General features: G+C 39.2%; 25 protein-coding genes. 3 read left to right on the forward strand and 22 right to left on the reverse strand.

What is annotated here, in order from left to right:
• Positions 1-11 precede the first annotated feature (11 nt).
• From WMO38_RS06695 to WMO38_RS06710, 4 genes are all read right to left on the reverse strand, one after another.
• The gene (locus WMO38_RS06695) at positions 12-206 is read right to left on the reverse strand and encodes a hypothetical protein (protein ID WP_055196093.1); all 195 of its coding nucleotides are present in this window, start codon (positions 204-206) and stop codon (positions 12-14) included.
• A 96-nt stretch (positions 207-302) separates the two neighbouring features.
• Positions 303-497: a DUF6462 family protein gene (locus WMO38_RS06700; protein ID WP_172678263.1), complete on the reverse strand. Its 195-nt coding sequence runs from the start codon at positions 495-497 to the stop codon at positions 303-305.
• A gap of 186 nt (positions 498-683) precedes the next feature.
• Complete coding sequence (locus tag WMO38_RS06705; protein WP_172704766.1) at positions 684-845, reverse strand: hypothetical protein; 162 nt, start codon at positions 843-845, stop codon at positions 684-686.
• 177 nt (positions 846-1,022) lie between these two features.
• A complete protein-coding gene (locus WMO38_RS06710; protein WP_055196094.1) occupies positions 1,023-1,352 on the reverse strand; it encodes a helix-turn-helix transcriptional regulator in 330 nt (109 codons plus the stop codon).
• A gap of 658 nt (positions 1,353-2,010) precedes the next feature.
• Between WMO38_RS06710 and WMO38_RS06715 the strand changes: the two genes are divergently transcribed.
• The 3 genes from WMO38_RS06715 (at position 2,011) to WMO38_RS06725 (ending at position 4,274) form a co-directional block, all read left to right on the forward strand.
• On the forward strand, positions 2,011-2,352 hold the full coding sequence (locus WMO38_RS06715; protein ID WP_055196095.1) for a MobC family plasmid mobilization relaxosome protein: 342 nt from the start codon (positions 2,011-2,013) through the stop codon (positions 2,350-2,352).
• A complete protein-coding gene (locus WMO38_RS06720; RefSeq protein ID WP_055230559.1) occupies positions 2,301-3,704 on the forward strand; it encodes a relaxase/mobilization nuclease domain-containing protein in 1,404 nt (467 codons plus the stop codon). The genes WMO38_RS06715 and WMO38_RS06720 overlap by 52 nt, the downstream gene beginning before the upstream one ends.
• 222 nt (positions 3,705-3,926) lie before the next feature.
• Complete coding sequence (locus WMO38_RS06725) at positions 3,927-4,274, forward strand: helix-turn-helix transcriptional regulator (protein WP_055195751.1); 348 nt, start codon at positions 3,927-3,929, stop codon at positions 4,272-4,274.
• Positions 4,275-4,356: 82 nt separating this feature from the next.
• Here WMO38_RS06725 and WMO38_RS06730 read toward each other — a convergent pair whose 3' ends face one another.
• The 18 genes from WMO38_RS06730 to WMO38_RS06815 all read right to left on the reverse strand — a co-directional run bounded on the left by WMO38_RS06730 (position 4,357) and on the right by WMO38_RS06815 (position 24,323).
• Entirely contained in the window at positions 4,357-6,069 is a 1,713-nt protein-coding gene (locus WMO38_RS06730) for an ABC transporter ATP-binding protein (protein ID WP_055230558.1), read from the reverse strand.
• 7 nt (positions 6,070-6,076) lie between these two features.
• Positions 6,077-7,435, reverse strand: a complete 1,359-nt coding sequence (locus WMO38_RS06735) for a S8 family serine peptidase (RefSeq protein WP_055195755.1) — start codon at positions 7,433-7,435, stop codon at positions 6,077-6,079.
• 142 nt (positions 7,436-7,577) lie between these two features.
• On the reverse strand, positions 7,578-7,856 hold the full coding sequence (locus WMO38_RS06740; protein WP_055195757.1) for a hypothetical protein: 279 nt from the start codon (positions 7,854-7,856) through the stop codon (positions 7,578-7,580).
• A 7-nt stretch (positions 7,857-7,863) separates the two neighbouring features.
• Complete coding sequence (locus WMO38_RS06745; RefSeq protein WP_055195759.1) at positions 7,864-8,925, reverse strand: P-loop NTPase family protein; 1,062 nt, start codon at positions 8,923-8,925, stop codon at positions 7,864-7,866.
• Position 8,926: 1 nt separating this feature from the next.
• Entirely contained in the window at positions 8,927-10,363 is a 1,437-nt protein-coding gene (gene ccpM / locus WMO38_RS06750; RefSeq protein ID WP_055195762.1) for a Cys-rich peptide radical SAM maturase CcpM, read from the reverse strand.
• Between the two features lie 146 nt (positions 10,364-10,509).
• On the reverse strand, positions 10,510-10,689 hold the full coding sequence (locus WMO38_RS06755; protein WP_055195764.1) for a CLI_3235 family bacteriocin precursor: 180 nt from the start codon (positions 10,687-10,689) through the stop codon (positions 10,510-10,512).
• 115 nt (positions 10,690-10,804) lie between these two features.
• Positions 10,805-11,596, reverse strand: coding sequence for a DUF6033 family protein (locus WMO38_RS06760; RefSeq protein ID WP_055195766.1), 792 nt, complete (start codon positions 11,594-11,596; stop codon positions 10,805-10,807).
• Between the two features lie 227 nt (positions 11,597-11,823).
• On the reverse strand, positions 11,824-12,072 hold the full coding sequence (locus tag WMO38_RS06765; protein ID WP_055195769.1) for a hypothetical protein: 249 nt from the start codon (positions 12,070-12,072) through the stop codon (positions 11,824-11,826).
• A 13-nt stretch (positions 12,073-12,085) separates the two neighbouring features.
• Positions 12,086-13,114, reverse strand: coding sequence for a TIGR04066 family peptide maturation system protein (locus tag WMO38_RS06770; protein ID WP_055195771.1), 1,029 nt, complete (start codon positions 13,112-13,114; stop codon positions 12,086-12,088).
• 16 nt (positions 13,115-13,130) lie between these two features.
• Positions 13,131-14,561: a Cys-rich peptide radical SAM maturase CcpM gene (gene ccpM / locus WMO38_RS06775; protein WP_055195774.1), complete on the reverse strand. Its 1,431-nt coding sequence runs from the start codon at positions 14,559-14,561 to the stop codon at positions 13,131-13,133.
• A gap of 57 nt (positions 14,562-14,618) precedes the next feature.
• Entirely contained in the window at positions 14,619-14,807 is a 189-nt protein-coding gene (locus WMO38_RS06780) for a hypothetical protein (RefSeq protein ID WP_055230557.1), read from the reverse strand.
• Positions 14,808-14,837: 30 nt separating this feature from the next.
• Entirely contained in the window at positions 14,838-14,987 is a 150-nt protein-coding gene (locus tag WMO38_RS06785; protein ID WP_070098685.1) for a CLI_3235 family bacteriocin precursor, read from the reverse strand.
• A 114-nt stretch (positions 14,988-15,101) separates the two neighbouring features.
• Positions 15,102-15,983, reverse strand: coding sequence for a hypothetical protein (locus WMO38_RS06790; RefSeq protein ID WP_070098684.1), 882 nt, complete (start codon positions 15,981-15,983; stop codon positions 15,102-15,104).
• Positions 15,984-15,997: 14 nt separating this feature from the next.
• Positions 15,998-16,843 carry a FlxA-like family protein gene (locus tag WMO38_RS06795; RefSeq protein ID WP_055230556.1) on the reverse strand — a complete coding sequence of 282 codons (846 nt, stop codon included), beginning with the start codon at positions 16,841-16,843 and terminating at the stop codon, positions 15,998-16,000.
• A gap of 156 nt (positions 16,844-16,999) precedes the next feature.
• On the reverse strand, positions 17,000-18,343 hold the full coding sequence (locus WMO38_RS06800) for an ATP-binding protein (RefSeq protein WP_055230555.1): 1,344 nt from the start codon (positions 18,341-18,343) through the stop codon (positions 17,000-17,002).
• Positions 18,340-19,125 carry a LytR/AlgR family response regulator transcription factor gene (locus tag WMO38_RS06805; protein WP_147581272.1) on the reverse strand — a complete coding sequence of 262 codons (786 nt, stop codon included), beginning with the start codon at positions 19,123-19,125 and terminating at the stop codon, positions 18,340-18,342. The genes WMO38_RS06800 and WMO38_RS06805 overlap by 4 nt, the downstream gene beginning before the upstream one ends.
• A gap of 257 nt (positions 19,126-19,382) precedes the next feature.
• Complete coding sequence (locus WMO38_RS06810) at positions 19,383-19,610, reverse strand: transposon-transfer assisting family protein (protein ID WP_055195780.1); 228 nt, start codon at positions 19,608-19,610, stop codon at positions 19,383-19,385.
• 3 nt (positions 19,611-19,613) lie between these two features.
• Positions 19,614-24,323, reverse strand: coding sequence for a YodL domain-containing protein (locus tag WMO38_RS06815; RefSeq protein WP_147581273.1), 4,710 nt, complete (start codon positions 24,321-24,323; stop codon positions 19,614-19,616).
• Positions 24,324-24,385 lie beyond the last annotated feature (62 nt).

Raw genomic sequence — 24,385 nt, forward strand, 5'->3', positions numbered from 1 at the left:
TGCTCCTTTCTTCAAGGAAAGAGATTTTGCACCTCCGCATCCGGTGTCTTAAGCAATAAATCAACACCCGTATGCAATAATTGAGTTATGGTCATTCCGTGACTGTCCGCATAATCTTTCAGCTCTCGCAGCTCGCTGTCCGTTACCCTTAAACTTAATGTGTTCAATTTCGGGGCATCAGACTTTGGTCTACCCATTTTAGCCATCTGTATGCACCTCCAATCACTTCTATCTACCATTATACTTTCCGTATACGAAAAGTCAAGTGTTTTTACTGCAAAATCTCTCAAACCCCAAAATTGTCACACATACAATCTGAACGTTTCCAAATATTGCTCAAAAATATCACAATTTACAAGTACCAGCTTATCGACCTTATATATTGCCTTTGCATCTTTCGCCATCTGCTCAAATTTACTCTGACACATACTATACATTTCTGCACCTTCCTTGTAACGAACAAATCTCTTTCCGTTTTTCATTCGCTCCACTATCATCACCTCTTTCCGACATAAAATATGTAGCTTATTATCTGCCCATGACAGCCGCAAACTCTTTCCGGCTCTCATCAGCAGACAAATAATCTTTTCAAAAAATCCATACAGGTGGCAGCTCATTACACCGCCCACATCGGTATCGCACCGTCAATCAAATTTGACCGGAAATCTCCGGAAGTATCATTATCAAAAATATGTATCCTCGCCCCACACAACTGCTGTGCATTTTGCCAGACATTCATCGCTCCTTACCTTAACTTCAATATCAGCAATCAATATTCCCTCGTATGCACTTTCACAAAATAATGAAAGCAGGTATCTCATGGCGTGTCCGCATAGTGGCTCCACATATCTCACACGTCCTGTATGTATTTGTCTATGAAATTGTCAAGGTACACTCGCAAGCTGACGCCTGCATTTTGGATAAAATCAAATCGGACTTATCAGCCCAAAAAGCACATAAACACTCTCCCGTCTGCTATGAACGGTTCTGTAAAAATTATGTGCTTTACAAGAATGACAAGTTTAGAGTTTCAGCTTATCCGGTCCATACTTACGGATAATCTGCAACAGCACCTTCTTATGCACCCCTTCCGTCTGCTCATACATTTCACGCAAATTTTCCAGCTCCATCGGAGTAAGTGAATTGATATGCGGATTGTAATCTTCCCTTATAAAAAGCCCTCCGTTTTCTCCCGGCTTCGTGTAAATCGGATACTGTGGAGATAAAGCCTGAATATCGTACTGTATCGTGCGAATAGAAACGCCAAGCTCCTGCGCCAGCTCATTCGCTGTTGTATGCCGTCTGATAATAAGAATGTTGATAATCTCTATTCTGCGATTCATCGTATTCATGCTTCACCTCCTCTCTGTTAGTCCTCCAAATTTATTGTAAAGGCAGACCCCGCAAGAACTTTGCTTATTGTTAAAAGTTTCTTTTGCAAATTTTTTTCACTGAAATTTCATCTGCCTGTCCGTATGTTCCGGCTTATTATTTTTCTCCCTCTCCCCTGCTTTCTTTGGTTGACTTTCTCCCCTCCGCTTGCTAAAATCTTTTATGGATAAAATCACAACTTTATAAAAACACTCAAACTGCTATGAGCTTTTGCGGGCATTCCATGTCTTTGCAAGCCGTAGCAGTTTTTTATTGCTTCTGCAAAACTACGCAGCCGGACAGCCTAAAGGCTATCCGAAAAACGGGCGGTAACGCCCTTATGTGTTATAGGACACTCGCCTAAGCTCGTACAACACGCAAATTCCCTTCGGGCAATTTGCAGAAGAATAGCAAGCACTGCCTGTGTTCCCTCACAGGCACCATTTTCCCAAGTTTCTTCCGAGTGGAAACTTGAGAAAACTGGCTTGCAAGGGGCATATCCCCCTGGCCCCCTATGCGCTGCAAAAATCAGTAATTACCCCACCGGGATTTCTGATTTTTTTACGCTTATAAAAACACACCGCCGGAAACGGCATATCAAAAATTTTCTATTTAAAAAGGAAAGGGAAGGATTAAGCAATGGCAAAAAGAGAAAGACAAAATGAATTGAAAATCTATCTAAACAATGATGAACAATACATACTCGAACAGAAATTCAAAATCTCCGGTATGAAAAGCAAGTCATCCTTTATACGGCACCTGATCCTGTACGGATATGTCTATGACGTGGACTACGAACACCTGCGGGAATACAACACAATCCTCGCCCGTATCGGCAACAATCTGAACCAGATTGCAAAGCGTATGAACGCCACGGGCAATGTCTATGAAGCCGATGTAAAAGAAGTAAAGGAGCTGATGAAACAGGTATGGCAATCACAAAAATCCATGCTATCAAAGCAACCGTCCATAAAGCAGTAGACTACATCTGCGATCCGGCAAAAACTGATGAAAGTATCCTCATTTCTTCCTTTGGGTGCAGTCCTGAAACCGCAGCTTATGACTTCAAATTTGCCCTTTCAAAAACCAGTCAGGCAGACACAAACAAAGCCTTTCATCTGATACAGTCCTTTATGCCGAGCGAAGTATCTTACAAGGAAGCCCATCAGATCGGCGTGGAGCTTGCCGACAAACTACTGGAAGGAAAATACTCATACATTGTGTCCACCCACATTGACAAAGGACACGTCCACAACCACATCATTTTCTGTGCTGCAGATAACGTCAATCACGAAAAATATCACGACTGCAAAAAGAGCTATTACCACATCCGGCACTTAAATGATGAGCTGTGCAGCGAGCATCAGTTATCGGTCATTTCTCCCTCCGACAATCGTGGCAGAAAATACAAAGAATGGCTTGCCGACAAAAATAGTTCTTCATGGAAAACCAAGCTCAAGAACGATATTGACGAAGCCATACAGACCGCCGATACCTACGAGGATTTTCTTGATCTTATCCGTGCAAAGGGCTACGAAATAAAAGGTGAAACCTTTGGTGAGAATGACTTAAAATATATCTCTTTCCGTCCCCTTGACAGAGAGCGTTTTGCCCGTGGCAGCGTCAAATCTTTAGGTGCGGAATACACCAGAGAAAGGATTAAGGAACGGATTGAAGCGAAAGCTCTGGAACAGTCCCAAAAGCGTGTTCCTTTTCCCCGAAAGGCAAAACCTATTATCAAAGATTATTCCTCCAAAAAGCTCATTGACACCTCAGAGGAGAAGTTTACACAAAGTCCCGGTCTGAAACATTGGGCTGATATTCAAAACCTCAAAATTGCAGCCGCAAGCTACAGCGGAGCAGGCTCCATTGCCGAGCTTGAAAAGCAGCTTGCTGCCAAGTCTGCCCTTGCCAAAACCGCACGAAACAGCCTTGTGGAAACCGAGCATCAGCTTAAGAATTTGGGACAGATTTTAAAGTATGCCGAGCAGTACAAAGCCAATCATATCTATCATGTCCGTTATCAGAAGTCAAAGGATCAGGACGCATACCTGCGCCGACACGAAACCGAGCTGCTGCTCCATGACGGTGCCGAAAATATGCTAAAACGATTTGGCATTGACTTAAAAAACCTTGATGTCGAAAAACTCCGCAGCGATTACAACGCCTTGTATTCCAAGAAAGAAACCTTGCAGAACACTTATAAATCTGCGGAAAAGGAAATCAATGCCTTAAACAGAAAACTTGATAATCTAAAGCAGTATCTTGACCGGGATTCACAAGACCATCAGACCTCTGACCGCAAAGCAGAACGGAACCAGAATACCCTCTGATCAGGCATTAAAAAAGGTGTATTGTATTGAGGGTTTTTACCTCATTGCAATACACCACAATATGTGCAGTAAGTCATATTTGATTTTGTTTTCAATATGTAATACCTGTCTTTTTCTCTCTTTCTTCTTTTTATCATGTATTCTACTCCATATAAAATCTGTATTCTACTGTAATTCATTCCTGACGATGTGTATTGTAAACTACTAAGGAGGTGAATTATAATGCAGGACATAAAACAAAATCTTGCCGATGCAATACGGAAATCCCGTACAGAACTTGGGCTTTCGCAAGAAAAGCTGGCTGAGATTTTAGGCTTTGACAGCCGTACTATACTCAATATTGAAAACGGGCGTGGTAATCCAAAATTTGAAAAACTGTATCCCCTTGTCAGGCATCTGAATATTTCCGCAGACAGAATTTTTTATCCGGAAAGCGTAACTCCACAGCCTAACCTTCAGAAACTCTTTATCATGCTAAATGACTGTACGGAACAGGAAGTTGCCGAGCTGCTCCCAGCGGTTCACTATCTGCTTGCGCTGATGAGAAAACGGGACAATTCAGAACAATAAGAAAAACCAATAGAATCCCATTTGCGGAGCTATTGGTTTTCTTCTTTTCACAACTTCTACATTATCCCTTATATACATCTTTTTAAATATCTACATAATCATCCCTTAACTGCAACCAATATTTACTCTTTTTTACTGCCTCATATCCGCCAACTATATCTATCTTTCCATCGTCTAATACCACAATCTGATCCACCTCACTTAATACTTCTTTTTTATGTGTAATCACTATTACCGTTTTATCTCTAAGCCCAGTGTGCAGTAATGCATTAATCTGTTGCTCTGAATATGCATCGGTGTTGGAAGTAGCTTCATCAAATATAATGATAGGTTTATCATGGATCAATGCCCTTGCAAGGGCTATCTTCTGTTTCTGTCCGCCAGAAAGCATTGCACCATTTTGACCTACCACATAATCTAAGGATACTTCTTTTATAAAATCTTCTAATCCACTGTCTCTACAAGCTATTTTTAGCATAGCATCGCTTACCTGCTTATAAAGACAGATATTATTCCTTATGCTGTCATTAAAAAGATATATCTGCTGGCTGACGATGGAAACCATTTCTCTATATGCCTGTAACGACATATCCGCAATATTTGTTCCATTCAGTAATATCTGCCCATTTTCTGGTTCATAGAGCCTCGTAAGTAGGTTGATAATAGTAGTCTTGCCAGAACCATTCCTGCCTATAATAGCCGTTTTGCTTCCTTTTGGAAATATAACGCTCACACCGTCTAAAATAGGCTTTCCCTCCTCATAAGCAAATGATATATTCTTTAACTCTATATCTCCAAACTGTGGGGATGTTGTTATCTTCTGGTTACTGTTTTCTTCGTCTAGTTCCATAAACATATAGTATCTTTTTGTCGATGGAATAATCCCTGACAGCAAGTAACCGATGTTCAAGATGGCAGAAATTGGTCCTGTCACATATGAGCTGTATGTAATAAATGCAAAAATACTACCAACCGAAAGCTGCATATTGAATACTAGATTAGAGCCAACTATATATATCAGCGTTATCAACAAATGTACTAATACATCATCCGCCGCACTATTCCACTGACTAAGCATATTCATTTTCTTCTGCTTGCGAATCACTACCCTTTGTTTTTCATCAAACTCTCTGTGCTTGTTGTCTAGTATATCAAAGAGCTTTACCTCCTTTACACCGCCCACCGTATCTCCAAACCAACTAGAATATTTTTCACTGTCAAGGATAAATTCATCCATGACTTTCTTACGGTATTTTGCAAAATATTTCATAACAACAGCCTTGATTGGAATAAACAGCAATACTAAAATCGTCATACGGTAATCCAATATAAAAAGACCAATAACCCCTCCAACCATGCTGAATGCCTGTGTCACAACAAAAAATGCACTTTCATCCGCAACGGATACCATATTTGCAATATCTACACTAAGATTATTAAATATTTCCGCAGCATTTCTATCATCAAAATAATTTATTTTCATCCTCATCAGATGTTCATATGCCTGATGCCATAATGAATACTGTACTTTAGCAACAATTTCCACACGCACTTTCTCTTTGATAATATTCAAAGCTGATATGAGCATATATATAGCAAAAGAGCCTACTACCAAATATAACAAAATATTTTTATTGCCGCCAATAAATCCCTCATCCATAATTTCTTTACTAATAAACGGAATACATAAATTTAATCCGGTAGATATTAAGAGACATCCAAATATTATGAAAATTTTTCTTCTGTGCCCATGTAGCAAATATGTTAATTTATGAATTATATCCTTTTCTGTCATTCAATCATTACTCCCTTGTAAGCAGTTCAATAATATACTGCTCTGGTATACCTTTAATTTTCTTAAACACCTTGCTTTCTTCTTCACTATAAACAGAGATTTCTGCATCATCTGCATATATATATACATCAGGCTCTATACAAATTTCCGTTTGAATATCCTCTTTTGAGTAATTACCCAAATCGCAGATTAAAATATCATATTGTCCATAAAATATTTCACTGCAAATATATTTTTTTATATCAGTTCCTTTTTTCTTCTCTACCGGAATATATCTAAGTCCAATGAGTTCCCCAACAATTTTGTCAGTTATACCATATGCGTTGTAATCTTGCTCAATCATTTTGCGGCATAGTTCCCGAACCTTATTTAGCGAATCACAGCCTTTAACAAAAATTACTGGTATTTCAATATCTTCATTATCAGTATATGAGTTCAGTTCTATTTGCCTTTCCCTATTATATCTTGACCAAATATAACAATGATCGCTTGTCATTTCCAACTTATCATTTCCCAAGTATATTATATTTTTCCCTGCATCAAGATAATGCTCAATATTATCCATTTCTCCAAGAATAACCGTATCAGAACTGTCTAAATCATCTGAAACACAAAAACTGCATATTCTAGAAGGCAACTGCACATGACTAAGATACGCTGTTCTAATCCAATCAACATAAAAACAATTTATATCTATTTGCTCCTGTGAAAAAAATCGTCTAATATAAAATGGAGTAATACCCTTAAAATAAATATCAGCAATTTTAGAAGTTACATAAGGCGTTGCAATACTATTACTAGCTCTTGTCTGATGCATTTTACCATCAACAAGAACTGTATCGCTCCCATATGTTTCAACAATGCCAAATCCAAGCCCTGCACTATAATTTACTTTATATTCCCGCCTTTTTAATACATCGGATTTTCTCACTGCAATCACGTTCGTAAATCCGGCAGGATATGTTGCAAATCCTGAATTAGACAGGGCAGCCACAATAATCAAACCTGAATACGCACACTCGTTAATGATTTCTTGCAGCAATCTTCTGTCTTTGAAGTATGTGCTTCCCAAACTCAGATTGATAATATCAACAGCATTATTTTTACACCATTCCAGTGCCAAAAGCAAACTCCCTACTTCACCCTTCCCATATGAATCCAAAATAGTGATACTGCTCAGTTCATATGATTTTTCTATGTTTGCTTCTATTACTTTGGCACAGGATGATCCATGCGACAATTTATCACTTTCAGATATAACCAATCTGATTTCATTACCAACAACTTCCATATTTTTATATAAATGAACTTGTCCGCAAAATACTCCGTTATCTATAATGCATACATGTACTTTATTGTTTACCATTAAAATCACCATATTCTTTTACGTATCCAATGATACAACTTTATTTATCAAAATTTCTCTGCAATACTAAAACCTTAAAGCATATATTAAATTCGTTTTTCGGTTTAATATTCCGTCATCAATGACATAAATATGAATCTTCTTAATTGACATTCTTCTCTCCGGTTTTTCTTACAATATATCCTAATAGGCAATCATATTTATCAAAGTTTCCGTCTAATACAAGTGGATTAAAGTCAATATGAAATTCGTTTTCTAATTCCATATAAAGTTTCAATAAATCCCTTGCCTGCATACCAGCACTATCACTCAACAAACTCTTTGAACGCTGATCGTTTGTAAGTCTATTAACTAAGTAACCCATTTTTTCTATAAAAATATCATCTAACCTTTTCTTTATGCTTGTTCTGTTATCTTCCATATGCACCTCACATAAAATCTAATGAACCATATTCTTCCAATATCTCCATAACCCGCTCAAAAAATAGACCATTCATCACATCTGCTTCATTAAACAGCTTGTTTTTTGTCAGTAAATCATCATATATTTTATCTCCATGATAATATTGTATCCATGCTTCCTGTAAAGACGATTCAACAATTCCTGTATATGTAGCATAAAACAAATCCGGAACTGCACCAAAACGGTATTTACAATAACTCTTCTGTTCTTCTAAAAATTCATCTGTATATTTCAGATTATATAAATTTAATATGGATACATCTGGCTTGATTGCGGAAAAAACAATGCTGGCTAAGTACCCGAAATCCAATTTATGTTTTTGGCTCAATTCCATTGTTTCACCAGGAACACTAATCAATACAACATCCGGCTGTTCTTCCCGGCATAATTTTTCGATGTAGTGATTAATTCCATAAATTTTTTCTGAAAAACTCATGCCATTCTCAAAGAGAAACTCTGGAAATATCCTAGCTCCAAATAACACACCTTCCCTACGGGAGCTTATATATAAGGTTTTGTATCCAGCACTCACGAAGTCATTTCTAAGTTTGAGTCCTACCTGAAACTTCTGAACATATGGACCAACCCCCGCTATGCTTACAATGGGTATATCAAAGTTATGTAACACTGTACTTATATCAGCAGCGACTTCATTGCAAATAAACGATGTACACACCTTTAATTCGTCCGACATTTCCTCTATAGCCTGTCTGTCTACATCTCGATCATCCCTAGCCCAATAAATCTCTATGTTATTCTGTGCTGCTATTCTAATAATATCTTCAATAACCCTATGTTCTAAGAAATGGTAGGAATTAACAAGAACAAGCACATCTAACTGGCTGAAATCAAACTTATCAATAACATTTATAATATGATTGGGACTTGAAATATTCCAGCCACCCAATGTCAAATAATATGTTATTTTTTGTTGCCTTCCTTCCAGTTGTATCACATCATTATTCGGCAAGCGCATGAAATCCTCATCTACAGGAAAAACTGCCGCACATGGCTCATTCGTATTCATATCAATTCCCCCTCAATCCTTCTCCAAATTTTGAATGATATTCTTTTAGTACAATATAATCCTTTATACTTTCCTCTGCATTCATTTTTGAACTTTTGCATTTAGCTAATCTTTTTTCTTTTGACAGTTTATCACCATCCACCGCTGAGCGGAAACATTGGATACAGAATTGAAATGCCCAACAGTTCTTACATTCATTCTCCGTTAATTTACCAATGTTTAGCAGTTCCCTGATTCTGTCAAAATCAAATCCACTCTTAATATTACCTATCTTCGTAACATTTGCACTTTCATCAACACGCTCGCATGGGTAAAAATTACCATCCGCATTTACAAAAAATTTATGCACTCCGATTAAACAGGGTCCTCCAGGATGCGCAAATTTCTTATTTTTTTCAATTCCTACTTCCCTTTTTGCAACTAGCTTTTCCAACTGTTCAATATAGGCAACAGACAGCTTGCTTCCTATCTTATCTAATTTACCACAACTACATAAAAAATTCTTGAACATTTCATATTCATAAGCTATGGAAAATGTTTCATCCTTTTCTAATTCCTTCTTTAATCCATCTGTACTGACCAACACTCCATTTGCTGTTATACTTTTTACCGTTTCAAAGTTCATAAAGAAATCATTTGAACAACTAAAATCATTCGTTGGGTCCAATACTGCATTGAAACTGACATGCCAAGAAAAATCAGGATACTTATTTAAAAACATTTCTACATTTTTCATAACTGTCTCAAAAGAACCACTTTTTCCGTCTGCCATAACCCTATTCTTATCTTGTATTACTTGAGGACCATCAAAGCTAATGGTGACAAAAAAGTTATTTTTTACAAAAAATTTCATAATTTCTTCTGTCAATAATGTAGCATTCGTTGTCAGTGTAAAACTTAAATCTTTGCCAATAAATTTCATTTTCGCATACTCTACACATTTCTTTAATAAGTCAAACTCAAGTAGAGGTTCTCCTCCATAAAAACCAATGCCTATTGATGTAGTCATACTGCTATGTGCATACAAAAAATCAATGGCACTTTTTGCCGTTTCAAATGACATTCGTTTATTACTGTGAACCCGGTTGGAATAAGAACCCGAATAGACACAATATTTGCAGCGCAAATTACAATTCTGCGTTACCTGCAATGTCATAATCCTCATACAGTTATTTAAAATTTCTTCTAAATTCGTACCTTGCGGATATTCTATTTCATAGCCAGTATCTGTTTTACTGAACAAATCATATTTCAAAAGCCTACGGACTTCATCTTCCAATTTATGAGGAATTTCAATTTCTGCTTTTATATTTTCATTACTTTTGAAAAAATCAAATAAATCATTGCTTATATTTACAATCATTTTTGAATTTACATCATACAGATAATACTTCGTATGTAACTTAATCAAATGGATAAATGGTGCTTCTACTTTCATTTGTACCTCCTATTATTAAAGGGAGTTAAATTGTCAAAAACAAGCACAATCTAACTCCCTTTGCACATTGTAGCAAAAGCACTGAAAAAGTCATTTTTTCAACAATCTACCTATTCATTGAAAAATGACTTTACCAGTAACCTGCATTACAGCCATACAATTGTACCTGCTGAATCAGCCTTTACATCTCCCTGAAAATAGTTTCCAGTCGGATCATGACTTGTGCTTGAACATGTACATGTAATTGTAAGACAGGTACATGCCGAAGAACAATACGCAGACAAGCTATTTTCATGTACTTTTGCCTTCTTTCCTAATTTTTTCATCTTTTTCACCTCCTCTTCTATAAATTTATGGTCATAATACCTGACAAAAGTCAAGCCTTTACCATCTGCTGTTTAATTATTTAAGCATAATCAGAAAATCAAATTTCTTCCTCTATTAGATTTTAAAATCAAAATTTTTTCCAACTTCTGAAGATGTGTTGGTTGTAACAGCTTCTCTATTTTGGGCTGCATCAATAATTACCTGCATATCTTCATTGTCAAGGTACACTTCCCCATCAGTCGCATTTTCCAACTTCTCGGAAAGCAGTTTTTCCGCCCTGTCCTTCACAATTTCATTTTCATCCTGAATACCTTCAGATATTGCTATTTTTTCACCATCTTCTTTAGCTTCTTCAGCTTTTTCTTCCAGCTTTTCCGCAATCTGTTCTGCTTTCTTACGTGCATTTTCACGGGTTTTTTCAATCTGCTTTTCGGCATTTTCCTGCGCTTCTTTACGGAGTCTTTCGTTCATCTCATCTTTTCTTATCGAAACAGAAAAATGAGAAAGATTTCCGTTTTCATCAATATAATCATGCCTTACAATTACAGTGGACCCTACTGATTTTTTATAATTATCGAGCCATTTTAAAGCAGATTCTACATCCTTTAATCTCTGTGTATACTCCTTTGCTGCTTTCGGATCATTCTGCATTTTCTCCACAAGCTTGGGGTTGACATCTACAACATTCACTTTGCCGTCATTACTTGTATTAAGCCCATATCCAATTTGCAACTTCATATAGGGCACTTGCTTTTGCAAACTTTTGAGATATTCTTCATTGTTACTCTTCTTTGTGGTTTCCGTTTTTACCTCAGATATCTCGCTTGTTTCACTTTTTTTAGTCTGATTATAAGTATACAAGTTTTCATAACTATTTGTATAACTTCCTACACTAGAAATTGCCATAAAAAATTCCTCCTATCTTATAAATTTTCAATATACTTTAAACTTTTATATCAACATCCATAAATGGATGTTGAAACATTTCTCATAGTCAAAGTCTACACTTTCCAGCTTCCCCAAAAACATATCCGTTAAAAAGTGAAGAAGTGCTTGTGCCACTTGCACTCACTATATCATAATCACAATTTTCACAGAATTATTGTATTTCTCCGAAATCTTAAAAAAACTGGTCAGCAATTTTTCAATTCCCTTTTCGCTAATAGTTCATTTGAAATATTTTTCAGAGTAAAAAAATCCGGATTATTTATTTTTTCTTTATCGAATACTACACCATATCGTTCTTCTATTTCGACTAGAAAATAAACAATATCTCTTGCATTCATTGCATACTTTCTGGAAAAAAGGCATTCATCATCACACAATTCGTCTAGTTTCTTTCCCGAAATATTTTCCAACATTGGTTTCAATTCTTCCACCATATACTTTTCCTCCTTAGAGTGTCGGATAGTTGTCATATCCCACCAATGTATTAATTAATTGCTCGCTAAACTGTTTAATACTATCTGAATCATACACAGAGTAAGCATTACATTTCCTTACTTCTTCATCAATAAAATTTTTATCCAGTGTTACATAAGTAAGAGTATCCAACGATTCTGTTACATCCCAATTAATAGAACTATTCCCAATAAAAACCGCATCCACATCATATTCATATTTATACCGCAACGAATCAACGATAGCATTGATATAATCCCTATTATAATCTACATACGTTGTCGCCAATACAACATAATCGGGAACAACAGCGTTTGATACCATAAAATTCAAATAGCCAAAATCATTATTATATTTCTCGCTGTAGGGCATTAATCCACCAGGCACACCTATAATGATAACATCAGCATTTTCAGACTTAGACAGCTCATAAATATAATGATTGAACCCAAGTATCCTGTCCGTCACCTGCAAATTGGAATACATAAAATTGGGGAAACTGTGGAAACCTAAATATTCACAATATCCTTTTGTTCCTATTTGCGAAACAGTATATCCTTTTTTTTGAAAGCACTCTCTTACAATCAACTGGATGTCAAACTTATTTGTCCTGTCCCCAGTTCCAATCACAAGGACAACAGGCTTATCTATTTTCTTAATCTCTGTTCCATACAGCTTATCATCTCTTTTTAAGCAAACGTCATTTCCATTATTCCTCATATCAATAATTTCAATATTCAAACTTTTTGCTTTATCAATAATTGTTCTGAAACATTTATCGTCTAATGATATAATTGATGGCATAAGGAACAGCTTTTCAATCTGATTGAATTCTATTTCCTGTTCATGCTTCACTATAATACCTGTTTCTATTCCTATCTTACTTCCAGCATCCTTGCCTACATACCCCCAGCCATTTGGTGATGCCACTTCAATAATTTCAAAATCTGGAAATTTGTGCATAATCATATGTAATAGCGATATATCATACGGATACATCAGTGCCCTGCTTGCAGCTGCCATCTATTTCACTCCCTTCTCAGTTCAAATAGATCACATCATCGTCCAATCCACTCATTTCATGCAAAAGACAATAATCTTTAAAATCATTTTCTATGCTTTTTCTTACTCCAGCACAATGTTTTTGTTTTAATTCTCTTGATAACCCATCGCCCTGATCCAAATGTGCAGTACATATATAACAATATTTTGCACACCAACAGTCCCTACACTGTTCCTCAGTCAGTTTTCCAACATTCAAAAGCGTCTCAGCCTTATCTAAATCAAATCCCTTATCTATATTCCCTATGATTGTATCTGCCGAACACTCACAAACTTTCTCACATGGATAAAAATCACCCTTTACATTGACAAACAGCTTATGTGTACCCGGAATGCATGGTCCTCCGGGATGCGAAAAATCTTCAACAAAACTGCTCATTTTTCTCTGTGCATACACAGTTTTGATTTGCAAATAGTATGACTCCACAACCTTTGATACATCTATTCCTTCTATTTTTTCTGATTTGGAATAGAACATCTTAAACAACTCATATTCGAATTGTTCAAGATAATCTTTATTAGGAACAAATTTATCATTATCCTTAATCCCTTCCCTCGAAAGAGAATTGAAAAGAACCCTATATTCCTTAAGCATATCTTCATTCATAAAGAAATCATTTATACACTTTATATCTGATGTGGGATCAAGCACACAATTAAACTGGACATTATCTTTTTTCTCAGGATATCGTTTATATAATCTTTCAATATTTTGCATTACTATATCAAACGAACCGCTATCATCAATTCTGTGCCTATTGCGATCATGATAATTCCTCGGTCCATCCAAACTTATTGATAAATTAAATTCATTCTCCATTAAAAAATCAATTACTTCTTCTGTAAGAAGAGTCGCATTTGTAGTCATAAAATACATTATTTTTTTGCCAAAACATTTTTCTCTACAATATTCAACAATTTTGCGAATCAAATCATATTCTATTAAAGGTTCCCCTCCATAAAATCCAATATGAGCAACAGGAATATCAAAAGAATGTGCAATATAAAAATCAATTGCTTGTTTAGCTGTTTCAAATGACATATGCCTGTTACTATGCTCTCTATTATAATAACTCCCTGAATAGGGACAATAATTACACTTTAAATTACACTGCTGTGTTACCTGTAAAGTAATTGATTCCACAGAACTATGCAAATATCTATCCAACATCTTAGTTGCAGGATGTTCAATCTTGGTCCAATGACGTTCCGACAGAAAACCCGCTCTTTTTAGTTCATCTATTATATTTCCACATTCGGATTGCGAATTAGGACAATCCTTGTTTTTTTCCCATTCATTCAGAAAATCATATACACTTTTATTAATTCGGACTATTGCATTGGTATTAAAGTCATAAAAATAATATCCTTTCGGAGTATAAAAAGTATGAATATAAGGTACTGACATTTATTTTTTCTCCTATAGCATTGCGGCATCCAAGATTAGATGCCGCATGTTTTAAACTTAATTTGTTGGTGTCTTTCTTTCTGAATCAGATGCCTTTGCATTATAGCTACTCGTGCCTGAAGGACATGTCCCCCTAGCTTGCTCATCTTTGTCATCTTCTTCCGTAATCAGAAACCTCCGCTCTATCATCGCTCCAAATGCCATACGCATAGGTACTGAATATATGCTTCCCTTCACATATGGCATCTAGAGTTTAGATGTCGCCTACTTCAAGCCCTAATTCGTTGGTGCTTTTCTTTCTGAATCAGATGCCTTTGCGCTATAGCTGCTCGTGCCTGAAGGGCATGGGCAATTTGAACATACGCAGAACTTGTATGCCTGCAAGGACCTCTTATCCAGAGTAACCTTTTTTCCTAACTTCCTCATCTTTGTCACCTCCTTCCTACTACAATATATTTATGGTTAATATATATTGTATATCAAGCCATTGTGATTAGCGCAAACTCAATCTTTCTCATCGCTTTTTTATCTGTCTTGGATTTAAGAAGTTTTATCAGAACTCTTATCTTTCTCTTTATCCTTGTTTTTGTCCTTGACCGTATCTTTATCTTTGAACTTATCACCCACTTTTTCATCCACGGTACTACCAAACAGCTTCGACAGCGTGTCGGAATAAGCCCCGCTCTTATTGTAGGTTTGATCCACTCCCTTTGTCCTCGCCGCAGCGCTGGATATCGCCGAAGCTTTCTGCTCAATCTGGCTAGCAAATGAGCCATACCCTGTAAACAGGGATTTTAAAGTAGAAATATTGTCAAACTCAATACCGCTTTCTCCTAACGTTGTTTTTTTCTTCAAGCCTTCCTCATCAAACTCCAGCTTATTGCCCTTTCCAATGGTAATGCCTACTTTCGAGAGCAGATTGCCCGCCTTCTCCGTTATACCGGTCATCCATGCCGCATTGCGCAGCACATTCTTCGTTTCTGAATTTCCTGCCTGTTCTACCACCGAATTGTAATCGTCAACAAAGGTTTTAACCGCCTTTGTGATCGCATCCCAGTCATAATCCTCGACCTCGATTTCTTCTCCGGTTTCCTCGTCCTTTTTCTTGAATTTCTTTTTCTCATAAAGCGAGACATCGCCCAACACTTCCGCAGACTTTTTCAGCGAGTCCGCACTGGAACGCATCAGCGTCAGTGTTTTGGAAGAATCACCGAACTGTGACAGCTTATCCGCATCCTGTTTCGCATAATAAGCCTTCATCAGTTTTCCATAGCTTCCGTTTTTAATCATGGCATAGTCCGACACATTGATCCCGCCCATGCCATTATCTATATAGGGAGCACCGCCGCCAAATAACGAAGAATAATCCATATTTGTGTTATATTTACTTGCGTAGTCGCTGAAACTGTTTATTTCTGACATAAGCCTTACCTCCTTTACAAACGGACATCAACATGGGTATAAACTGCTGGCTGTGCCGCCGGAGTTTCTGGAACGGCTGTTTGGGCAGGCTGTATGTTCTGTGCCTGTGCGCCGTTATCCTGCTGCACATTTTCTATATTTCCTGTCTGTGCATCTGCACCTGATATGCCATCCTGCGCTTTCTCTCCTATTGCACCGCTGTCTGCTGTCTTTTCGGTCTTGCCTTCTGCCTGTGCCTCTTTTTCCTCTTTTGCATCAGAAGTTTTCTTCTCAGTGCGTTCTGCTGCTGCAGCTTCGCTGACAGCCTTATTAGCCTCTGCAAGTGTATTCATCTGTGAGGCTGTTGCATTTACGGCTTTCTGTTCCAAATCCGCCAGCTCCGCTTCCTTAGCCTCTGTACTTCCACTCTGCTTTATTTCTGCCTTTAAAACATTCGCTCTGCCCTGCATCTGTGTTGCCACGCTGCCCTGCACTTTTGCCTGCTTCATGGAAGAATCTGCGGAAATCATTGCCTGCATACTTGCCTGTGACAGCCCGCTTCCCTTATTTCCCGACTTTGCTGCTGTTCGATTTCCGCCGAGCATATCGTCCATAGATGCACCCTTAGACTGCTGTTCTTTTCTCTGCTCAATCTGATGCTGTCTAAGCTGCATATTCAAGTCGCTGATCTGCTGTTGAATCTCCTGACGCTTCTTCATCTTTTCTTCTAACGTCATTTCCTCGTTGGAAGAAAGCTCCTGTAACTGTTTCTGTGCATTGGCAATCTGGTTCTGAATGTTCTTGCTGTAAGAATCCATTGCCTGATTCATCCCTATCTGCGCTGCCTGCGTATTTGCTCCACTAATTCCGTTAATTGTCATTGTTTCGTCCTCCTTGATAAATAAATTTGAAATTCCTTTCCCAAGTAGCCTATAATTAATGTTATAGATTTTCTATTCTCTAACAAATTTATCGGAAAATTACTTGTGCTAATCAACCGATATGTTGTGAACCGCCCTTATTTCGTTGTAAACCATTTATACAATCTGGAGCATGATTCCCACCGTCACCTCATCCCCATTCTGCTCAAATGACAAGTCACCCATATATTTTTTTGCCACTCTACGCATATTTTTCAAGCCGATTCCATGCTCACCATTCTTCTTGGCAGTATACGGAATTCCCTCTGCCGGGTCAATCCGAAGCCTGCCCTTAAAACTATTGCTGATGATCAACATAAAAATACTGTTTTTACGGAACGCATGGACTTTGATATAAGGTTTTTCTCCATTTACCGATTCCATGCAATTATTTAATGCATTATATAAGATAATGCAGACATCAAAAACATCCAGCTTTGTATTTTCCGGATAACGGAAGTCACATTCAAACCGGATTCCACGCATCTGTGCTTCGTTGCTTTTTTCCAGAAGGATCATGTCCGTAACCGGATTACCTGTCCTGATCTCTGGCGTAAGCTCCTGCCATTCACTTTTCAGCCTTCCGAGATATGCAAAAGCCTCGCTGCTGTTATCCGCACCCATCAGACGCTCTATCATCTGGATATGGTTTCCCATGTCATGGCGCATAGCACGGAGATCTCCATACAATTTTTCAACTTCCTTAATATGCATTTTTATATTGTTTATTTGGCTTTCCAAAAGTTCCTGACCTAACTGTTCTTCCTGTAAGCTTTTCCAGTTCTGAAAGAATACAATTATCACAAGGATTGCTATTATGGACATTAAATAATATAGGAAACACAGCACATCATAAAATCCTGTCATTTCGGATTTTACCTGATAAAAATGAAAAATCATATAGCCAACCATGCCTAACAACGATGGCACAATCAGCATCAAAAGTTCCTTTTTTCCCATATATCTGTTCTTGTACTCATAAGCTCTATTGACAGCCTGAATGGACAACAGCAAAAGTAGCGAACAAAACAGTATATCCATAATTCTTGTCATTACATACAGTCCATAATGCAGCCATGACATCGCCGCTATCGCCGAATTGAAAAGAACAATATCCAGAAAGAAATCTATAATCCCTGCCATAGAAGAGGACAGCCAACGCAGCGTAAAGAAAGTGACCGACAAAAATATTTTTTGATTTATATTCTGCCTGTCCTCCACATACATCACGGCAAATGCCGCCACTGTTCCAATGAAATATGCAAGAATATTGTCTATCTGTGGCGGCATGATATATAAAACCGTCATTACCACCCCATACACACTTCCCGTCTTAACTGCTTTATCTCTGCCCTGCATATAGGGTAATACAAATACTCCAAAACAAACGCCGGCAGCGATAAGCTGCACAATAATTGATATATAAGATGTGATATTCCAACATAATTCTATCGGACTCACTTGATTTCCCTGCCTTTCCTCTGATTATATTTCAAATACTGTTTCACAAATTCAGGATAATTCTGTTTAGCGATTAACACTGTTCCCTTTTCCATAGTAACAGATGCAGCATCATATCTATGTACAAATCTAAAATGAATAAGATATGACCGATGCGTTCTAAAAAAATCCTCCCCTGCCTTTTTCTCAAGATTTGACAGATTGCCATAATATTCTGTATCGCCGTTTACGGTATGGATAATGACTTTTCGGTTGAACACTTCCGCATAGATAATATCCTTCAGCAGTATTTTCGTATGGTCTCCTCCTGCCTGTATCATCATATATTCTTCATCAAGTTCTCCATTTCCTTTCTTCCTGCTTTCAATCTCCTGAACCGCATTTTCAAAAACTTCACAGAATTTATCATCTGACAAAGGTTTGACCAGATAATGAAATGCACCTACATCAAACGCCTGAAAGACATATTCCGGAGCCGCTGTAACAAATATGATGAGTGCCTGTTTCCAATCTCTACGAAAAAGCCTTGCCGCTTCCATTCCGTCCATCTCCGGCATCTGTATGTCTAAAAACAGAATATCTATTTGTGTTTCGCTGTCAAGCAGTTCCTGCGCCGAAAAAAATTTGCATACTACCGCATCCGGCAGCATCTCCTTGATTTTTTCTTCAATCATATCACACATAAACTGTTCATCATCACAAACTGCAATGCAAATTGCATTGTAAACTGCATTATTGCCTGACAAGCCAGAAAAAGCGTCTTTGGCAATCGTATGCTCCATATGCATCACATCCTTCTATAATTTTTCTTAAATTATATCACACAATTCCGCATCTGCTTATGTATGTTGTAAACAACCCTTATTTTGTTGTGAAAAAAATTCCTCCGGCAATAAATCATTTCGGGGTTCAATTTATCGGCTTGAATTAACCGACAATATTCTCTGCCTTGCCTGCTCCCTCTGCTCTTATTCAAAGATATTCATACAATAAAAAAGCAGAACACAGCCACAAAAGCCATGCTCTGCCCATTCAAATTTTACTCTGCTACTATAAACTCCAGCTCCGCAAATTCCTGATCCGTCAAGTCAATCAGTTTTACAATCACCCGAAGCGATAATTCCATCATCTCATCATCTTCCAAATGCTCCATTGCATCACTGATACTCTTTATGACCTTTGCCCTGCTTCCCAAACCGGAAGCTGTACCTTCTTCCGTATAAATACTGATTAAATTGCTTTCTTCCACGGTAAATTCATTTTTCATTGCTTACATCTCCCTCTGATTATTTTTACTGTTTTCCTGTGCATCATGGTCTTGATTCTGTCCTGCCACCTGTGCTTTTTTCTCGGCAAGGCGGGCTTTTAGAGAAATCCTTGCGGCAGGCTGTTCTTGCTCTCTCTTTGCCGCTTCCTTCTGTGCTTTTTCACCAACACCGTTATTAAAGGAACTGTCCCCAGTTCCTTGCACATCATCGACCATGTTATAGTTCTGTTCTTCCATGCCATTTATGGCATTTTCTTCAATCTTGGCAAGGGGCGTATACTCTGCCAGCTTTTCAAGCAGTTCTTTTGCCCGTTCTTCTTCCTCCGGTGCAGCTCCTTCAGAAATCGCTTCATTTAGCCATTCTGTGATATGTTCCGTATCTCCCTGATTTAACATCTCTGTAAGCTCCGCTATATTCTCGGTCATACTATGCACATCATTACGATAACTATATATATCATAATCATACACAAAACGGTCAAGCTCTACTGCAAGCTGCCCCGCCTTATCCAGCCCCGGCATACGCAGTTCCCAAACCCTCGCTTCCATTTCCTCTGACATCACACCGTCTATCTCCATTTCCGGCAGTTTTGCCACAAGCTGTGCAATAACCTCCATAGCCTTCGGATTGTTCTTAATATCAGGGATATGCTCTAGGATTTCAAGGTCTATCCGTCTGCCCGATAAAATGTCAATCTCACTATCCTCATAGGGTTCTGTTCCCGGTAAATGGACATTGATACCGATTGCGGGTATGGCGTTCAAACGCTCCGGCGGTATCTGCTTCCAGATTGCAATGGCTTCCTCCACGGTGGAAATATTCTCATAAAATTCCCCGTAATTATGAAATTCGCTGCACTCCGATACCATTAAGGTTACTTCTACTTCTTTTTCTGCCTGCTCCCTTGCCATCCTGATACCTTCAAGATACTCCTCCACCTGTGGAAGATAGGTTTCAAGGCTTCCCGTCCTTTGTTCAGTAATCGGGTTAATATCCACCTTTATCCCGCCGATATGAAGTCCGTCCTCATTAAAAGTGTTAAATAAATCGTCCTCACGCTCATTTGTGGAAAGCTCCACTACCACATCAAGGTCAGAGCCTTCACGCTCCAATCCCCGGCATCTGCTCCCGACTACTGCAGCATCCACTATTTGTGCATCAATGCCATATTCGTCTATTTTCGCCTGCACATGGACTTTGACGGTTTCCTCAATCTCTGCCGGATTCATCTCGCTTATTTCATGGAACAGCTCATCCGTCTTTGCCTTAAAATCTGCCACCACACTGCTCTGTGTGTTCTGCATATTCGTAATAGTGGAGCCTTCCACACGGTCAGCGTACATATTTTTAACAAGCAGCTCATCAAAATCCATCGGTATCAGCTTGCTGTCTTTCTCAATGTTTCCCTTTGCACCGTTATGATCCGGTTCCGCTTTCAAATCCTCCACTATGTCATTCAGTGCTTCCCTGATACTAATATCAGGATTGTCATACACGCCGCCGTCTATTTCTTTATAATCCATACCCATAATGGAATAATCATAGCCGCCCTCTGTTTCCTGTATGGTGATATAGCGGTCTGCTATCTGAAATGCAAGCTCTGTTTCGTGAGGTTCCTCCTTATCTTCCATTCCCGGCTTCTGGACATCGTGTCCAGAGGTGTCCTGCCTTTCTCCTTGTGCCTTTTTCATCTCTGCAAGCACCTGTTCCCTTTCCTCTCCGAGATCAATAATTTCGTCCCCGTCCTCTATGCTCTCCGTTTCCGGCTTTTGGACACTCTGTCCAAAAGTGGCATCTTCCGCAATTTCTTCCTCCTGCTCCTCAGTGGCTCTTGCCTGCTCAACGTCTTTGTACTCTCGTTCAATCAGACCGAGAAAAGCCGTCCCCATTTCTTCATAGGAAATCTGCTTTTTGGCATTCCCGAAAGTGACAGTCACCGCATCATTCCCAAACACTGCAACGGCATCATCTTCGCCTATTCCCATTACCCGTTCATATCCGCCGATAAGAGCCTTTGCAAGCTCCTTGCGAATATCCTCGCCGCCATGCATACGGCGGGCTATATCATATATTTCAGGCTCCGGCACCATGCCATCGCCATACAACGCTTTTTCGCTCGGCTCGAATCTGTCGATATACCCGTCCTCAAAAAAACGATACCCCAAATCTTCAATCTCATCCCATGCAAGAAACTTTTTCGCAATCAAAGGTGCATTGTCAGTTTCAAGGAATTGTTTTTCTTCATCGGTAAGCTCCATTTCCGCTTTGTCTGCTTCCTGCGTTTTTTCGCCCTCCAGCGTCCTTGTAAATTCCGGAAGCTCCGTAAATCCAAAGGAATCTACAAAATGGGCAGTATTTTCCCCGTCCTCATGCAGCACCACGATGTCGCTGACGGAAAGGGAATGTCCCTTGTAGTCTGTCGGGTGATCTATATTAAACTTTTCAAAGACTGCTTCCAGCGTTTCCCCCTGCGTCTGTCCTTGCAGTTCGGACAGTTCACCCACATAAATCAGGTTGTAATTCTCCCGTTTAATGGCATCAAAATTGTACTTTGTAATGCCCATGCGTTTCAGTGCTTCCGTCCCCTCAAAGCGGAATTGTCTTAGCTCCGGATCATCTTTTAACTGATATATCCCGTATTTATCCGTGCTGCCATACAAAAGCCGGGTTTCCTTTGCCGCTTCATTCTCCGAAAGCTCCTCCTGCATTGTGAGGAAATTTCTCTCATTCTCCCAATCCTTTTTTTCAATGCCAAAGATTCCCTCATGCTCCGTTATCTGCGTTCTGTCCTCCACGGTTGTTTCAGAACCGTCCTCATGCAGTACATATATCGGTAAATCATGCTCAAATAATTCCAATGCCCTCTCTTTCGTAAGCGGCAGCATCTCATTCCATGTATATCCGTAATCCTCCATTTCCGACAAGCCGATCATAGGGTCGGGAAGTGCATCAATCTCTGCCTGTGCATCAATGACCGCAAGGGCTGCTCCCTGATTGCCTTCCGTTTCCTCATAATAGATATGTTCCGCAAGCTCCCTTGTCTTTTCCATATCATTCAGCTTATAGGCATAATTTACAATCAAGTTACGCTCATCATCGGAAAAAGCGGTCTTTGCATATTCCAGACGGTTGATGATACCCTCCGCCTGCTGTGCCGGGGAAAGGTGGTTCATCATTACTACCTCTTTTTTATTCAGGTCAATCTCAAAGTCATTAAACTGCGGCATACCGGAATTTCTGCCGCCGTCCACAATGATAGGGATATAATCAGCCCCATAGCTTTCCAGACAATCATGGATATTCTTCCTGTCCTTTTCTTCCAGCTTTGTAAGCGCACCCATGATTTCCTGTACTTCCTCCGGTGTCTTATTGGTAATGCGCTCTATCTCAAAACCTTCCGCATGGGTAATCTTCAAAATCACATCATCCGCCCCGATTGGCTCCTTTGCCCTTTCTTCCCATGCCATTTCTTTCTTTAAGTCAATTATCTCATTTGTATCGGTAATGTACCGGACATCAAGGTGGTACTCCCCAAATTCCCTTGTTTCCTCATTGGCAATCTCCGTAGTCCATGCACCTCTACTTTCCAAATATGCAGCAACACTCAGCCTGTCATCATCGTTCATGGCAGAGAGAGCTTCCATAATCTCCGCCGCATCCATTCCCCTGACATTTACAAGGCTGTACTCGGACAGATCACTGTTCTGTATCAGCAGACGGCTCTCCTTTTCCAGTCCATTTATGGACTTATCCTGCATCAAATCCCGGTCACGCTGTATTTCCTGAAGCTGCCCTTCAATGCCCTTAATAAGCTCCGATGAAGTTCTGCGGATTGTATCAAGGGAAGATTTCAGCTCTTTCATGTCCTTTCCGCTGCTCCACCCGGCAATATATCCGAAAGAGTAATCTGACGTATCTATGCCGAAGTGCTGGCAGACGGTATAAGCGATGCTCTCCGCTTCCACCTCTTTGGTATTCCTGTCCTTTACAGGTGCGTCAATATCCTGGCTGATTTCCTTGTTATGCAGCATAGAATGTGCGGTTTCATGCACCATTGTTTTCAGTGTCTGGCTCTCGCTCATGTTCTCCTGCACCGCAATCCGGTTTTCCGTTGTATGAAAATATCCTTTGGAATCTCCGGGAATGTCCTCAAAGCCAATGGGAACCGGAGCCACATTCATAAGTGCCTGCACAAAGTTCTCATAGCCTTCCACTGCAGACAAAAGCTCCTGCGCCTCCAGCTCCGGTATGGGCTTGCCGTCCGTCTGTGACACGTCAAAGACAGATACCACACGGAATGCCGGGATTGTAACCTCCACTTCCTCTTTCTGCGGCATACCGTTTTCATCAAAGGTCATTTCTCCGGTCACAGGGTCTAACTTATCCCGTTCCTCCTTGATCTTGTAAGGCATCGGGGCAAGAATACGGATTGCTTTTTCGCCTTTGTTGACGTGTCTGCCAAAATTTTTCTGCCACGCCTTGTAGCCTGCCACTAAAGTCGCCTCCGGCTTCTGCATGGCGATCAGAAGCGTATTGTTAAAGCTGTAATTGTGGAATTTTGACATAGTGGAGAGGTAACTTTTATACTTTTCACTCTCAAAAAGCTCTTTTAAGCCTTCCTCCAGTCTGTCGGTGATCTCTTTTACTTTCTGTTTCTCGGTCATATGAACTGTGTTCGTGTTGATGACCGTGTTTGTATTATTATCTACCATAGTTTTTCCTTTCCAGAGCTTTTACTCTTTTTGCACGCAAAAATACCGCCCTGTAAATTCAC

It is taken from the genome of Lachnospira hominis (ex Hitch et al. 2025), assembly GCF_040096395.1.
Classification (GTDB): domain Bacteria; phylum Bacillota; class Clostridia; order Lachnospirales; family Lachnospiraceae; genus Lachnospira; species Lachnospira hominis.